General features: G+C 73.5%; 19 protein-coding genes. 4 read left to right on the forward strand and 15 right to left on the reverse strand.

The features are described 5' to 3' along the window. Together ACH495_RS19520 and ACH495_RS19525 are read right to left on the reverse strand one after the other, a co-directional pair. A complete protein-coding gene (locus tag ACH495_RS19520) occupies positions 1-381 on the reverse strand; it encodes a VOC family protein (protein ID WP_396859146.1) in 381 nt (126 codons plus the stop codon). A gap of 41 nt (positions 382-422) precedes the next feature. Further along, a complete protein-coding gene (locus ACH495_RS19525; RefSeq protein WP_396859147.1) occupies positions 423-836 on the reverse strand; it encodes an ATP-binding protein in 414 nt (137 codons plus the stop codon). A 197-nt stretch (positions 837-1033) separates the two neighbouring features. Between ACH495_RS19525 and ACH495_RS19530 the strand changes: the two genes are divergently transcribed. Beyond that, a complete protein-coding gene (locus tag ACH495_RS19530) occupies positions 1034-1399 on the forward strand; it encodes an STAS domain-containing protein (RefSeq protein WP_396859148.1) in 366 nt (121 codons plus the stop codon). Position 1400: 1 nt separating this feature from the next. Here the strand turns inward: ACH495_RS19530 and ACH495_RS19535 are convergent, their stop codons facing one another. The 5 genes from ACH495_RS19535 to ACH495_RS19555 all read right to left on the reverse strand — a co-directional run bounded on the left by ACH495_RS19535 (position 1401) and on the right by ACH495_RS19555 (position 4903). After that, on the reverse strand, positions 1401-2657 hold the full coding sequence (locus tag ACH495_RS19535; RefSeq protein ID WP_396859149.1) for a PP2C family protein-serine/threonine phosphatase: 1257 nt from the start codon (positions 2655-2657) through the stop codon (positions 1401-1403). Between the two features lie 246 nt (positions 2658-2903). Then, positions 2904-3548 carry a dihydrofolate reductase family protein gene (locus ACH495_RS19540; protein WP_396859150.1) on the reverse strand — a complete coding sequence of 215 codons (645 nt, stop codon included), beginning with the start codon at positions 3546-3548 and terminating at the stop codon, positions 2904-2906. A gap of 87 nt (positions 3549-3635) precedes the next feature. Further along, the gene (locus ACH495_RS19545) at positions 3636-3827 is read right to left on the reverse strand and encodes a DUF397 domain-containing protein (RefSeq protein ID WP_396859151.1); all 192 of its coding nucleotides are present in this window, start codon (positions 3825-3827) and stop codon (positions 3636-3638) included. A 93-nt stretch (positions 3828-3920) separates the two neighbouring features. Next, entirely contained in the window at positions 3921-4112 is a 192-nt protein-coding gene (locus tag ACH495_RS19550; RefSeq protein ID WP_396859152.1) for a DUF397 domain-containing protein, read from the reverse strand. Then, positions 4103-4903 (reverse strand): helix-turn-helix transcriptional regulator, encoded by an 801-nt coding sequence (locus tag ACH495_RS19555; RefSeq protein ID WP_396859153.1) that lies wholly within the window; start codon positions 4901-4903, stop codon positions 4103-4105. Before ACH495_RS19555 ends, ACH495_RS19550 begins: the two co-directional genes overlap by 10 nt. Before the next feature lie 182 nt (positions 4904-5085). On the opposite strand from ACH495_RS19555, the gene ACH495_RS19560 reads away from it, so the two are divergent. Continuing rightward, on the forward strand, positions 5086-5469 hold the full coding sequence (locus ACH495_RS19560) for a hypothetical protein (RefSeq protein ID WP_396859154.1): 384 nt from the start codon (positions 5086-5088) through the stop codon (positions 5467-5469). Then, positions 5466-5738 carry a hypothetical protein gene (locus ACH495_RS19565; protein ID WP_396859155.1) on the forward strand — a complete coding sequence of 91 codons (273 nt, stop codon included), beginning with the start codon at positions 5466-5468 and terminating at the stop codon, positions 5736-5738. The genes ACH495_RS19560 and ACH495_RS19565 overlap by 4 nt, the downstream gene beginning before the upstream one ends. 18 nt (positions 5739-5756) lie before the next feature. Here the strand turns inward: ACH495_RS19565 and ACH495_RS19570 are convergent, their stop codons facing one another. Beyond that, positions 5757-6218 (reverse strand): hypothetical protein, encoded by a 462-nt coding sequence (locus ACH495_RS19570; RefSeq protein ID WP_396859156.1) that lies wholly within the window; start codon positions 6216-6218, stop codon positions 5757-5759. Between the two features lie 143 nt (positions 6219-6361). Here ACH495_RS19570 and ACH495_RS19575 point away from each other — a divergent pair, with 143 nt between their 5' ends. Continuing rightward, positions 6362-7099, forward strand: a complete 738-nt coding sequence (locus ACH495_RS19575; RefSeq protein WP_396859157.1) for a zf-HC2 domain-containing protein — start codon at positions 6362-6364, stop codon at positions 7097-7099. Between the two features lie 3 nt (positions 7100-7102). On the opposite strand, the gene ACH495_RS19580 is transcribed toward ACH495_RS19575, so the two are convergent. The 7 genes from ACH495_RS19580 to ACH495_RS19610 all read right to left on the reverse strand — a co-directional run bounded on the left by ACH495_RS19580 (position 7103) and on the right by ACH495_RS19610 (position 13231). Continuing rightward, complete coding sequence (locus tag ACH495_RS19580; RefSeq protein ID WP_396859158.1) at positions 7103-7681, reverse strand: sigma-70 family RNA polymerase sigma factor; 579 nt, start codon at positions 7679-7681, stop codon at positions 7103-7105. 162 nt (positions 7682-7843) lie between these two features. After that, complete coding sequence (locus tag ACH495_RS19585; RefSeq protein ID WP_396859159.1) at positions 7844-8317, reverse strand: molybdenum cofactor biosysynthesis protein; 474 nt, start codon at positions 8315-8317, stop codon at positions 7844-7846. A 14-nt stretch (positions 8318-8331) separates the two neighbouring features. Next, complete coding sequence (locus tag ACH495_RS19590) at positions 8332-9414, reverse strand: NYN domain-containing protein (protein WP_396859160.1); 1083 nt, start codon at positions 9412-9414, stop codon at positions 8332-8334. 36 nt (positions 9415-9450) lie between these two features. After that, on the reverse strand, positions 9451-9678 hold the full coding sequence (locus ACH495_RS19595) for a hypothetical protein (protein ID WP_396859161.1): 228 nt from the start codon (positions 9676-9678) through the stop codon (positions 9451-9453). A 135-nt stretch (positions 9679-9813) separates the two neighbouring features. Next, positions 9814-11403: a DHA2 family efflux MFS transporter permease subunit gene (locus tag ACH495_RS19600; RefSeq protein ID WP_396859162.1), complete on the reverse strand. Its 1590-nt coding sequence runs from the start codon at positions 11401-11403 to the stop codon at positions 9814-9816. A gap of 419 nt (positions 11404-11822) precedes the next feature. Continuing rightward, positions 11823-12353: a DUF305 domain-containing protein gene (locus ACH495_RS19605; protein ID WP_396859163.1), complete on the reverse strand. Its 531-nt coding sequence runs from the start codon at positions 12351-12353 to the stop codon at positions 11823-11825. Positions 12354-12478: 125 nt separating this feature from the next. Further along, on the reverse strand, positions 12479-13231 hold the full coding sequence (locus ACH495_RS19610; protein WP_396859164.1) for a lytic polysaccharide monooxygenase: 753 nt from the start codon (positions 13229-13231) through the stop codon (positions 12479-12481). Positions 13232-13270: the final 39 nt, after the last annotated feature.

Raw genomic sequence — 13270 nt, forward strand, 5'->3', positions numbered from 1 at the left:
CTAGAGCGGCGCGAGGCGCGCCCGGAGCAGGCAGAACTCGTTGCCCTCCGGGTCGGCGAGGACGTGCCACTGCTCCTGCCCGGTCTGGCCGATGTCGGCCCGGCGCGCCCCGAGCATGAGCAGGCGTTCCAGCTCGGCGTCCTGATCGCGGTCGGTGGCGTTGACGTCGAGGTGCAGCCGGGGCTTCGCCCGCTCCGGCTCGGCCGTGGGGCTGAGGATGATCGTCGGCTGCGGACCGCCGAACCCTTCGCGCGGCCCGATCTCGATGCTGCCGTCGCCCTCGCGGCCGAGCACCACGAAGTCGAGGACCTCACACCAGAAACGCGCCAACGCCTCGGGATCGCGGCAGTCGAGCACGAGTTCACTGATCCGACATGCCATGCGCGCCACTCTTCCGGACGGTCGCCCGGGACGCCACCGGGTTATCCGGCGGCCGCCGCGATGAGGTGTTTCGTGATGCGGATCAGCACCTGGTCCGATGGCCCGGGGACGAAGGCGACCGTGTCGGCGAGCGCGGCGATCAGGGGCAGCCCGCGACCGCCGACGGTGAGCGGGTCGGGAAGCCCGGCGGTGAGTACGCCACCGTCGGGGGTGCTGCCGCGATTGCCGACCTCCAGCAGGCAGACCTCGTCGTCGATGCGGATGGAGATGTCGACGGCGTCGTGGGCGGCACCGTGCACCACCGCGTTGGCCGTCGCCTCGGTGATCAGCAGGGCGAGATGGCCGCGGGCGTCCTCGGTGGCGTCGGTGAGGCCCAGCAGGGTCACCAGCACCTGGCGGGCACGGGTCACGGAGGACGGCTCACGCGGGAGCGACAGCGTCACGCGGATTCGCATCGTCCGGCTCCTTCCCCGACCGGCCGTGACCCCGAACTGCTGGCGTCACGCGGGCGGGATGCTCCGGCGGAGATCGACACTACCTCAGCTCGCCGGGGTGGGAGCGCTCCGGGTGCCGGCTGGGCGTACGCCGCCCGGAGGCGGATCACCGGCCGGCGGAATAGGGTGAACGGGACCATCGGCGTACGGAGGGTTTCGTGGGGTTGCTGTTGTCGGTCCGGTCCGGCCGGGGTTGCACCGTGCTCGAGGTGCGCGGCGAGCTGGACATGGCGACGTCCCCGCGGCTGCACGAGGCGCTGCAACGGCTCATCGACGCCGGCGACCGCCAGGTGGTGGTGGACCTGGCCGGGGTGGGGTTCATGGACTCCAGCGGGCTGGGCGCGCTGGTGGTGATGTTCAAGGCGTTGCGGGAGGCCGGTGGCCGGTTGGTCCTCGCCGCGGTGCGGCCCCCCGTGCGGAGCGTCCTGGCGGTCACGTCGGTCGATCGGGCGATCCGGGTGCACGACGACGTGGCGGAGGCCGAGGCCGCGCTGCCGACCACTGACGACCCGACCGGCCGGTAGCTCAGGCGGGCAACCCGCTGCTGGCGCGGGCCTGGTCGGCGCCGGCGCTGGTCTGCCGGCCCTCGTCGTGCCCGCCGTGCCAGTCGATGATGAACAGCGTGGCGTCGTCGGCCAGCGCCCCTCCGCTGACCTCGAGCACGGCGTCGGCCAACGCACGGACGGCCTCGCGCGGGTGCAGGCCGGCGATCGACCGCAGGATCGTCGGCAGGTCCAGGCCGGCCGCGTTGCGCTCCCGCATGCCGTCGGTGACCACCACCACGCGGTCGCCCGGTTCCAACCGGACCTCACCGGCGCGGTAGTCGGCCTCGGGGAACATGCCCAGGGGGAAGTTGGCCGGCGACGACAGGGTCCGGGTGTCCCCGTCGCGAACCAGCATCGGCGGCACGTGCCCGGCGTTGAGCAGCGCGCACACCCCGGTACGCAGGTCCAGCCGGCCGAGGACCGCGGTGAGGTAACTGCCGCGCACGGTGGCATGGTCGGCCACCTCGATGTTCGCGGCGACCGCCTGCTCCACCAGGCCGGCCCCCCGGCGGCGGCTGTTGCGCAGGCTGCCCACGCCCAGGGTGGCCGTCAGCGCGCTGGTCACCCCGTGGCCCATCGCGTCGGTGACGCTGAAGTGCAGCACGTCACGGGCCACGCTGTAGTCGAAGGTGTCCCCGCCGATGCTCGCGGCGGGCTCCAGCCAGCCGGACAGGGTGAACCCGCTGGCCTCGCAGGTGAACGAGCCGGGCAGCAGACGACGTTGGATCTCCCCGGACAGCGTGAACGGGGTCGTGCGTTGTCCCCACTCGAACAGGTCGGTGTACCGCCGGTTGGCGATCACCACGAACGCCAGCACGTGCGCGGTGCGGGCGATCTCCGCCAACGCACGCGGGGCCGGCTCGTCCGGCAGGACCATCTCGAGCAGACCGATCGCCTCACCGCGATCGGTCACCGGCGCCAACACCGACCACCCGTCGGACCGCGCGACGACCTGCACCGTCTGCGTGCGTAACGCCTGCTCGGCGGGGCCGCCGTCGAACGGCGTCACGATGGCGACCTCCTGGCCGTCCCGGCGTCCCTCACCGCCGCCGGCCAGCGGCACGTGAGCCAGCCGGACCAGCGCCCGGCCGCTGAGGTCCGCGATCAGGAACGTGACGCTCCGTGCCCCCAGGGCCGCGCCGAGTTCCCGGGTGACCGCCTCGACCGCCTCGACCGGTGAGGCGTTCTCCGCCGCCTCCAGCATGTGCGCCACGATCGGCTCTCGACTGCTGTCCACGAATCCGAGCCTACGAGACCCGGGCGGCCGAGGCCGAGCACGGTGTTGCCTAGCGGCGGCCGGAACGCACCATGACGAACCACACCAGGGCGCCGACGAGCGCGGCGGACGTGAGGAGACAGCACAGCGTGGCGATGTGCCACGGCTTGATCGCACCCATGCCCCCGGACCGTACCGGCACCGTCGGCGCTGTGCTGTCCCCTAACCGTCACGCGGCACGGCGCGTCGACGGCCGTGCCTCCGGTCTCAGCCCTCGTGGCGGACGCCGCGATCGGGCGCTCCCATGTCGCCCGTCCCCGGCGTGCCGTCGGCGAGCCCGTAGCGCAGGTAGACGGTGCCCTTCCGGTTGGCGACCGGCGGTTCGAGGAGCGTGACGTTGGTGGGCACCGCGCCGCCGTCGAACACCTTCTTGCCGACGCCCAACACGATCGGGTGCACCCAGAGGTCCACCCGGTCGAACAGCTTCTCGCGCAGCAGCGTCTGCACCAGGTTCAGGCTGCCGACCACCTTCACGTGCTCGTGCCGGTCCCGCAGCTCGCGCACCGCCGTCGCCAGGTCCGGGCCGAGCACCGTGGACCCCTGCCACGACAGGTCGGGCCGGCCGCGCGAGGCCACATACTTGGGGACGCGGTTGAACAGCGTGGCGATCTCGTTGTCCGCGCCACCCTCCTGGTGCGGCCAGTAGGCGGCGAAGATGTCGTACGTCCGCCGGCCGAGCAGCAACGCGTCAGTGCCCTGGTACGCGGCCATGACCTGCGCGCCGGTGGTCTCGTCCAGCAGCGGCGCCTGCCAGCCACCGAACGGGAACCCCACCGGGTCCTCCTCGGGACCGCCCGGCGACTGCCCGACGAGGTCGAGGGTGGTGAACAGCTCGATGTGGATCAGTCCCATTGCCGCGCTCCGGTCATCTGGTCGTCTCGGTCGGGAGGTAGACCGGTGCCCACGACCGAACTCATCGCCGTTCCTCCGGCCGGCGGACTACCGCCGTTCGGGCAGCCGGGCGACGAACGAACGCCACGTCGCCGGGCCGAAGAGAAGCGCCGGGCCCGACGGGTCCTTCGAGTCGCGCACCCCGACCACGCCGGCAAGGTTGTCGGCCACCTCGACGCAGTTGCCGCCGCTCGCACCGCTACGGGTCGACTTCCGCCACCGGGCGTCATTGAGGTCCATGCTGGTTCGCCGTCCTTTCCGCTACTGCCTGCCGGCCGAGACGAGGTGCGCGACGTTTGACGAGGAAAGGCGCACTCCTCCGTGAACGGTCGGCTACCGCCGTTCGGGCAGCCGGGCGACGAACGAACGCCACGTCGCCGGGCTGAAGAGGAGCGCCGGACCCGACGGGTCCTTCGAGTCGCGCACCCCGACCACGCCGGAAATGCTGTCGGCCACCTCGACGCAGTTGCCGCCGCTGGTGCCGCTCCGAGTGGACTTCCGCCACTTCGCGCCAGTCAGGTCCATTGAGTCGCCACTTCCTTGATCAAGTTCATGGACTGCCGTCGCGGCAGCGCTTCGGTGCGGACGCCTTCCCACCGCTCGAACAGGGTATCGAGGTCGGCCGGCCGATCGACAACGTCGCCGCCGAGTTGGCTCTCAAGATGACCCAACCAACTGCCGTCGGGCAGGTGGGCCAGGGATAGCGGGCCGGACAGTCCGGCGTGCAGGCCGACGTCGGCCGGAACTACGTGCACGTTGATGGTGGGTCGTTCCGCGCAGTCCAAGAGATGCCGCAGTTGCTCACCCATCATCTTCTCAGCCCCCGCCCCCGCACGCCGGATCGCGCTCTCGTCGGTGACCACGACGACCCGTGGTGGTGCCTCCCGGGCCAGGATCTCCTGTCGTTCCATCCGGGCGGCCACCCGACGCTCCACCTCGCCGTCGGTGAGACAGGGATCGAGTCGCAGTACGGCGCGGGCGTAAGCCTCGGTCTGGAACAGGCCGGGGATCAGGGTGGGCTCGAAGTAGCGGAGTTGGGTGGCGCCGCGCTCCGCATCGAGCCACGGCCGGAACCACGACGGCGTGCCCAACTCGGCCACCAGCCGCTCGAAGAGCCCGCCGTTGCGCAGGGCGCGGTCGGCGCCCCGGATGAAGTCGACGGTCAACGCCCGGGTTCGGCCTTCGACGGCGCTGACGTGCGATGCGCTGAAGCCGGCGTGCTTGCCGAACGCCTCCTGCGTCATGCCCGCCGCACCACGGGCGCGCCGGATCTCGGTAACGATGAAGCCCGCGAGAGGCCCCGGCACCTCAGCCATTCACCGCGCTCCAAACCAGAGATCGACTGCGCACGGCTGCGCATGAACCGCGCCGATCGCCCAGTCCACGACGGACCGGGCAAGGCCCTTCCGACCGTAGCGCCTCCACCGCAGAGTGTCACCATCCGGATCGGGCACGGACGCCCGGCCCGGTCCCCGACCAGCGACCTGAGGAGTCCGGCATGCCCGAGGAGAAGTCGAGGCGGAATCGTGGACCGACGGCCCGGCCGATCGGGCCGCCCGTGTCGCCGTACCGCTGCCCGGGCCGGTCCCCGACGGGCAGCGCGCGACCGGCGCCGCTGTCCGCCCATCGGGCCTGCGGTCCCGCCTGGGTGTGCGACCAGTGCGGGCGGGACTGGTCCTGCCCGACGTTGCGGTCCGCGCCGACCGACGCCGCGCGGCGGGCGACACTGATCCCCGAGTTCTCCCGGATCACCCGCCACGCGATCCGCGACCTGCGGGGGCGGGTCGGCGGCCCGGACCCGGTCGCGATCGTGCGTCGCTTCCTGTGGTTCCTGCCGCTGACCGACGAGGAGGCCCGCGCCGTGGCGCTGAGGTTGCGGTGAGCGACGCCGGGCAGCCGCACCACCCCGTACGCCCGAGGTGGGTCTGCCGCGCCGACGGGCAGCCCTGGCCGTGCCCGCAGGCCCGGGCCGCGCTGCTGCGCGACTACGACGGTGACCTGGTCGGGTTGGCCGTCCACCTGGCGACGATGCTGCACGACGCGGTCCGCGACCTGTACGCGCTCGACCCCGACGACGCGCCCGAGCCGGCCGCGTTGTGGGACCGCTTCCTGGCGTGGCTGGACCGCTCCCGCCGCCGCGCCGCCCGGTAGGTCGGCAGGGCGGCGGGGCTACTCGGGACCGAGCTGCCGCGTCAGCCGGTCGAGGCCGTCCCGGATCAGCTTTCCGTAGTCGTCGTCGCCGAGCGCGCCGATCCCCGCCTCCGCGAGCCGCAGATGCTCCCGGGCCCGGTCGAGGTCGCCGAGCCTGTGGTGGCAGTCGGCCAGGTTGAGATGCAGCGACGGGTACAGGCCGGCCACCGACAGCGGCACCCCGGCCGCCGCCACCCGCGCGTCGGTGAGCTGGTCGGCTGCCGTCAGCGCCCGCTGGTCCCACAGCAGTTCCTGGCGGGTGTCGTCCTGCACGTCGGCCATCGCGTGGGCGAGGACGCAGACGTGCAGGGGGTCGCCCCGCTCCTCGCCGATCTCATGCCAGACCTGCGCGAACAGGTCGCGGGCGGCCTCCCGCCGGCCGTGCTGATGGTGCAACTGCACGCCCTCGTTGATGCGGGTGAGCGTGGCATCGAAGGTCACCGGCTCATGGTAGGGCGGAAGCCCGACGGGATGGGTGCCGGTGACGATGGCCGGCCTCCCGGGCCCGGCACACCGACGGGTGGTCGCCGCGCGATCGGCACCCCGCCGGGAACCAGGCGGGCGGTCCGGACGACTATCCCTACATGGCGTGTGAGCAGTGGCGGGAGATCCTGTCGGCCCAGCTGGACGGTGAGGCGTCCCGGTCGGAGAGCGAGGCGGCCGAGGCGCACCTGAGCGGCTGCGCCGGCTGCCGGGGCTGGTTCGACGCCGCGGCGGCGGTCACCCGCCGGGCCCGTACGCACCTCGCCCCGCAGGTGCCCGACCTGGTGGCGTCCGTGCTGGCCGCCGCGCCCCCGCCCCGGCCGAGCCGGCGTCGCCGGGTGGCGCTCGGGCTGCGCGCGGCGCTCGGCCTGCTCGGCGCGGTGCAGTTGGTGCTGGGGCTGGCGCAGATCGGCCGGGAGGCGGTGGTCGCGCACGCGCACGCCTCCGGCCAGCACCTGTGGCACGAGTCGGCGGCGTGGAACGTGGCGGTGGGCGCCGGTTTCCTCTACGTCGCGCTGCGCCGGTCCGCCCCGTCCGGCCTGCTGCCGATGCTCAGCGCGTTCGTCGCCACGCTGGTGCTGCTGTCGGTGAACGACCTGATCACCGGGCAGGTGGCGATGACCCGGCTGGTCAGCCACGGCTTCCTGCTGGTCGGCTGGGCGGTGATGCTGGTGCTGTCCCGGCCCGGGTGGCGTCCCGGCGACACGCCGCCCGGGCGGGGCCGGTCGACCGGCTCGCGCTGGGCGCTGCGGATCGACGAGCCGCCCGCGCCCGCACCGCTGCGGCTGGTGCCGCCCGGCCCGTACCCCGCCCAGGCCCGCGACCGCCGCGCCGCCTGACGTTCAGCGGCCGCCCGCGCGCTGCCGGGCCGCACGAGGGTCAGCACCCCAGGCCGCGACCAACTCCTCGCGGGCGCGGGCGACCCGCGACCGGATGGTGCCGACCGGGCAGCCGCACACCTCGGCCGCCTCGGCGTAGGACAGGCCGAGCACCTGGGTGGCGACGAACGCCTCCCGGCGGTCCGGGGCGAGACCGGCGATGAGTCCGCGCAGCGCCACGCCGTCGTCCCCGCCGGCGGTCACCGCCCCGGCCGCCTCGGCGGCGGTCTGCCAGTCGGGCAGCGCGGCCACCCGAGGGCGGACGGTCGCGGCCCGGACGTGGTCCACGGCGACGCGGCGGGCGATGCTGAAGACCCAGGTCCGGGCCGAGGACCGGCCGGCGAACCCGGGCAGGCTGCGTAGCGCGCGCAGGAACGTCTCCTGGGCGAGGTCGTCGGCCTCGGCGGGCCCGGCCAGGTGGGCGAGGAACCGCCACACCGGTCCCTGGAGGGCGCGGACGAACGCGGCGGCGGCCTGCTGGTCGCCCCGGCCGGCCCGGTGCGCCCACCGGGTCACCTGGTCGTCGTCGGCGTCCGGGCTCATCCGCGGCCCACCCGCCGGCCCGGCACGCTCATGCCGGACGGTACGGATGCGGCGCTCGCTCGGTTCATCCCTGGCGTCCTCTCCGTCACCCGGCCACCGACCGCGACGATCGGTGGCCCCGAGGTTGGTCGGCCGGAGGGCGGGAAAAGTTCCCGGCCCGCGTCAGTCGCCGACGGCGACCGTGACCGGGCCGACCCGCAGGACGCCGTCGGTGAGCGGGGCGCAGCGGACGCCGCCCCGGCGGCGCAGCGCCTTCCAGGTGCCGGGTGCGACCATCACGTCCAGCCAGGCGCACGGCGGCGCGGCCCGGTGCACCCGCAGGCTGACCGGGCCGTCGCCGGAGTCCAGGGTGAGCACCCGACCGACCAGCTCGTCCACTGCGATGCCGCTGGTCAGCACGTTGCGCCGGAGCTGGGTGAGGTCGGCGCCGGCCGGCAGCGACTCCTGCGCGATCAGCGTGACGCTGGCGGCGCGGTGCGCCGGCCGACCGAAGTAGCGGTCCCCGACGATGCCCAGCCCGGCCCGGAGCCGCACCCGGTCGACCAGCTCACCGGCGGGCGCCGGGGCGGGCCCGTCCGCCGGCCGGCCCACGTAGCGGTGCACCGGCGAGGCCAGCAGCTGGACGATGTGCGGCACGGCGACGACCGCGCTCAGGAGGGCTGCGGGGTGAGCAGGTAGTCGCCGTCGTCCGGGCTCCACCGCAGCTCCACCACGCCGTCGGTCGCCGCCGCCTTGCAGAACTGGAGGAAGCTGCGGTAGCCGAGCTTCTTCTCGCTGAAGTCCGGCCGGGCGCGCCGGAGCTGGTCCTTCAGGCCGGAGAGCGCCACCGCGCCGCCCTCGCCGGCGAGGTCCGCCACCACGGCGCGGAGCAGCCCGAACGTGACCTCCCGGTCACCCCGCTCGGGCAGTGACACCTCCGGGTCGCCCTTGGCCGGGCCGGCGGCCAACTCCACCACGTTCGACCCGGCCAGGTGCCGCAGCAGCTCCCCGAACGTGCGGAAGCCGTAGTCGGACTCGCTGAACGTCGGATCCTTGCGGAGCAGCGCGCGTTTCAGGCCGGACGCGGTCACCTCGCCGCCGCCGCTGCCCTGCATTCCGGCCACGGTCTGCACGAGCAGGACGGCGAGCGTGTCGACGTCCCGCGGCGACTCCTCCTCGGTCGGCGCCGTCTCCACCGCCGGTTCGGGCGGCGGCTCCGCCACCGACGGCCCGGCCGACCGGGCCGGGCGCGTCCGGCGGGCGACGGGCGGCGGCACGTCCACCCCTTCGAGGCGGTCGTAGTAGAGGAACTCGTCGCAGGCCGGCGGCAGCAACGCGGAGGTCGACTTCTCCACCCCGACGCCGATCACCCGCTTGTTGAGTTCGCGCAGCTTGTGCACGAGCGGCGTGAAGTCGCTGTCGCCGGTGCAGATCACGAACGTCGAGATGTAGCCCCGTTCGAAGGCCAGCTCGACCGCGTCCACGGCCATCTTGATGTCGGCCGCGTTCTTGCGGGAGAAGCCCATCCGCTGCGGGATCTCGATCAGCTCGACGTGCGACCGGGTGAGCATCCGCCGGTCCTCGTCGAAGTACGACCAGTCGGCGTACGCGCGGCGCACCACCACCCGGCCGCGTTCGGCGAGGGCGTCGGCGATCGGACGGAGGTCGAACGACCGACCGCCGTGATGGTCCCGTACGCCCAGCGCCAGGTTCTCGTAGTCGAGGAACAGCGCGATCCGGTCTTCCTGATCCACGCCGGCCAGCCTAGCCGGACCGGACCGTCGCGCCGGTCAGCGCCGCCGGTCTTCGCGGTAGACGGTCTCCCGGCGGGCCACGCGCTGGATGGCGTAGCTGGCCAGCAGGAGCGCCAGCGCGAGCACCACCTCGACGCCGGCGACCGTGCCGTTGGCGACGGTGAGGCCGAGCAGCAGCAGGATCAACCCGACCACGGCCAGCAGGCCCGCCAGCAGCAGCCGCGTGCGCCGCCGCGCCGACCGGTCCCCGCCGCCTGCGCTCACCCAGCCCGCCTCTCCCCGGCCTCCCGGTTCGAGCCTAGGCGCTGCCCGGCCCGCCGGGGACGGATCCGGGATCGGTCGCCGGACGCGCCGTGGGGCCGGACGCCGTCGGCGTCCGGCCCCACGGGACAGGGCGGGTCAGTGGATCGGCACCGGCGTCGGCCGCTGCTCCTCGCCCGACTCGCCGTCGAGCAGGTGCGACGGCTCCCGCCGACGCGGCAGGAAGGCGGCCGGGATGAAGGTGAGCAGCACCAGCCCGAAGGCGACCCAGAACGTGGTGGCGAACGAGTTGGCCGCGAAGTCGAGCCCCCGCTCGATCAGCGACGGCGGCACCGGGAACTGCTGGGCCAGCTCGGGCTGCTGCTGCACGGCGATGGCGAGCTGCGCCTCGGTGACCGGCGCGCCGGTGCCCGGGTCGGTCACGCCGGGAATCGCCCGCGAGCCGTTCAGCTCGCTGGTGAGGATCACCGACATCACCGCCGCGCCGACCGACCCGCCGATCTGCTGGAGGATGTTGACAAGCGTCGAGCCGCGGGCCACCTCCGCCGCGCTCAGGGTCTTCAGCGCGGACGTCATGATCGGCATCATGGTGCCGCCCATGCCGAGGCCCATCACTAACAGCGAGCCGCAGAGCAGCAGGTAGGACGTGTCGGTGTCGAGCTGGGTGAAGGTGAAGAACCCGGCCGCGATGAGCACCAGCGCGAACGGCACGGTGCGGCCGATCGGCACCCGGTCGGCGAGCATGCCGCCGATCGGCATGGTGAGCATCGCGCCGATGCCCTGCGGTGCCATCAGCAGGCCGGCGGTGAGCGTGGTCTCGCCCCGGATCTGCAGGAAGTAGCTCGGGAACAGCAGGCCCGCGCCCATGAACGCGATGATGAAGACGAAGAGCGTCAGCGCGGCGATGGTCAGGTTGCGGTTGCGGAACAGCCGCAGGTCGAGCAGCGGGTGCCGGGGCCGGAACGAGTAGCGGACGAACGCCACCACGAGCGCGGCGCCGACCACCATGGGCAGCCAGACCTCGGTGTCGGTGACCGTGCCGGCCTCCGGCAGCGAGGAGACGCCGTAGAGGAACAGGGCCAGGCCCGGCGAGAGCATCAGCATGCCGAGGAAGTCGAACGACTCCGACGGCTCGGGGGCGTCCTTCGGCAGGGCGAGCTGGGCGTAGACGAGCGCGACCGCACCGATCGGCAGGTTGATCAGGAAGATCCAGTGCCAGCTCGCGGTGTCGATCAGCCAGCCGCCGAGGATCGGGCCGCCGATCGGCCCGAGCAGCATCGGGATGCCGAGCACGGCCATCAGCCGGCCGATCCGGTGCGGGCCGGCGGCCCGCGTCATGATCGTCATGCCGAGCGGCATGAGCATGCCGCCGCCGAGCCCCTGGACCACCCGCCAGGCGATCAGCTCACCGATGGAGTCGGCGGTGGCGCAGAGCCCGGAACCGATGGTGAACAACGCCAGCGCCACCATGTAGAGCCGTTTGGTGCCGAACCGGTCCGCGGCCCAGCCGCTGAGCGGGATCACCGTGGCCAGCGCGAGGGTGTAGCCGGTCATGGTCCAGGCGACGCGCGCGTAGGAGGCATCGAACTCGCGCTGGAACGTCGGGATGGCCACGCTGACGACTGTCACGTCGAGGATCGACATGATCGCGCCGAGCACGACGACGCCGGCCACCTTGAGCACCGCGGCGTCGAGTTTGTTCGATGTCGCGACGGATTGCTGGGTCACAGACAGTCTCCTGGTTACGGGTCGGTCCGAGGGGCGGTGGCGGCGCCGCGCGTCGTGGGGCGCGCGGAACGGACGTGCGACCGGTCGACGTCCGCGCGAAAGCCTAGTCACGGCCTGGGACATCGCGCGGCCGGTTTTGCCCAGAGGCGAACGCCCACGCCCCCGACGACGCACCCCGTCGGCCTCGCCGCGGCCCCGAACGGCCCGCACGGCCCCCCAATCCCGGGGCGATAACCACCGGTACGGCCCGATTCTCCGCCCCCGCCGACGCTCCGCCCCCGCACCCCTCCCGAGCCGCCGTGACGAACGTCATGCCCATCACACGCCCCCACACTTCGGCGATCGTGCACTCGGTGCCCCGACGAAAAGGGCGATCCACCCGTTCGGAGGGCGGCAAGTGCACGATCGCCGAAGGTGGGTCAGGCGTGTGGGCGGGACAGGTCCGCCATCAGGGCGACCTCGGCGGTGCGCGAACGGTCGATGCGGGTGGCGAGGTCGCGTACCCGTTCGCTGGTGCCGGCGGTGACCTGGGCCCGGGCCAGGGCGGCGGCGGTGCGCTGGTGCCCGGTGAGCACGTCGAGCAGCACCCGGTCGACGTCGGCGGCCGGGGCGGCCCGCAGCCGGGCCAGGCCGGCGGCGGCGTCGCTGTGCCCGGAGTGGTCGTGCCGCGCGACGGCGGCCGCGGCCGACGGGCCGGCCTCGCGCAGCCAGCCCCGCATGGTGGCCAGCTCGTCGGTCTCGGTGGCCCGGATCGCGGCGACCAGCGTCCGCACCCGGGGGTCGGTGACCCGGTCGAGGCCGACGCCGGCGATCTCCAGGGTCTGCTCGGTGTGCGCCACCATCATGGCCAGGAAGAGCGCGTCGACGCCGGTGACCTCGTCGACCGCGGGCGCCGCCCGACCCCCCGACGCCCCCGCCCCTCCCGTGCACCCGCCAAGAGCAAGCAGCACCCCCACGAGCGCGACAACCCCCCAACCCCTCACCCCCCGGGCCGCAGATTCACGGAAAGAGTGGCCATGACGCGCGGAACAGCCACTCTTTCCGTGAAAGCGCGAGCGGGGTGGGGGTGGTGGGGTCAGAGCTGCTGCCACAGGGCCGGGACGGCGGGAGGCTCCCAGCCGGGGATCGCGGTGTGCGCCTGGCGGCAGCGGTAGCTGAGGCCGCCGTAGGTGACCGTGTCGCCGACCTGGTACGACCGGCCGGCGGTCCAGGTGCCGCCGGGCACCGGCGAGCCGGTCGGCGACGGCGTGGGCGACGGGCTCGCGGTCCGGGTGGGCGACGGGGTCGGCGTCGGGGTGGGGGTCGGGTTGCCGCCTCCGCCGCCCACCTGGAGGTCGACGCAGGAGTAGAACGCGTTGGCGGTGTCGGCGATGTTCCAGATCGCGAGCAGCTTCTGCCGGCCGGTGAAGCCGCCCAGGTTGACGGTGTGCGACACGGTGGCGTCGGGCTGGCGGCCACCGCCGTCGACGACCGCGACCCGGGTGTTGCCGATCCAGTACTCCCAGTTGGCGGTGGCGTGCCGGGCGGTGTTGATCCAGGTGAACGTGACGGTGCTGCCGACCGAGGTGGCCGGCCAGTTACGGCTGTCGTCGTTGAGCACCGCGAACTGGGCGATGCCGGCGTGGCAGCTCTTCAGGCCCTTGGGCCCCTCGACGCTCTGCGGCTCGTACCGGATCTGGCCGCAGTCGGGCACCCGGTTCTGCGCGCAGAGCGCCTGCCGGCTGGGCGGCGAGGAGACGTAGCCGTGGGCCTGGGCGGGCGCGGCGAGCGCCAGGCCCGCGGCGACGGCACCGGTGGTGAGCAGCGGAAGCGTGATTCTTCGGCGCATGGTGGCAACTCCTTCGGGGGGACGGGAGATGTCACGAAC

The organism is Micromonospora sp. NPDC018662 (assembly GCF_044391475.1).
Classification (GTDB): domain Bacteria; phylum Actinomycetota; class Actinomycetes; order Mycobacteriales; family Micromonosporaceae; genus Micromonospora.

Excerpts from the sequence above, each read along its gene's own strand:
- ACH495_RS19545 (WP_396859151.1), bottom strand. The coding sequence starts at position 3,827 with ATGGACCTCAATGACGCCCGGTGGCGGAAGTCGACCCGTAGCGGTGCG.
- ACH495_RS19580 (WP_396859158.1), bottom strand. The coding sequence starts at position 7,681 with ATGAGCCCGGACGCCGACGACGACCAGGTGACCCGGTGGGCGCACCGG.
- ACH495_RS19520 (WP_396859146.1), bottom strand. The coding sequence starts at position 381 with ATGGCATGTCGGATCAGTGAACTCGTGCTCGACTGCCGCGATCCCGAG.
- ACH495_RS19555 (WP_396859153.1), bottom strand. The coding sequence starts at position 4,903 with ATGGCTGAGGTGCCGGGGCCTCTCGCGGGCTTCATCGTTACCGAGATC.
- ACH495_RS19550 (WP_396859152.1), bottom strand. The coding sequence starts at position 4,112 with ATGGACCTGACTGGCGCGAAGTGGCGGAAGTCCACTCGGAGCGGCACC.
- ACH495_RS19575 (WP_396859157.1), top strand. The coding sequence starts at position 6,362 with ATGGCGTGTGAGCAGTGGCGGGAGATCCTGTCGGCCCAGCTGGACGGT.
- ACH495_RS19540 (WP_396859150.1), bottom strand. The coding sequence starts at position 3,548 with ATGGGACTGATCCACATCGAGCTGTTCACCACCCTCGACCTCGTCGGG.
- ACH495_RS19560 (WP_396859154.1), top strand. The coding sequence starts at position 5,086 with ATGCCCGAGGAGAAGTCGAGGCGGAATCGTGGACCGACGGCCCGGCCG.
- ACH495_RS19610 (WP_396859164.1), bottom strand. The coding sequence starts at position 13,231 with ATGCGCCGAAGAATCACGCTTCCGCTGCTCACCACCGGTGCCGTCGCC.
- ACH495_RS19525 (WP_396859147.1), bottom strand. The coding sequence starts at position 836 with ATGCGAATCCGCGTGACGCTGTCGCTCCCGCGTGAGCCGTCCTCCGTG.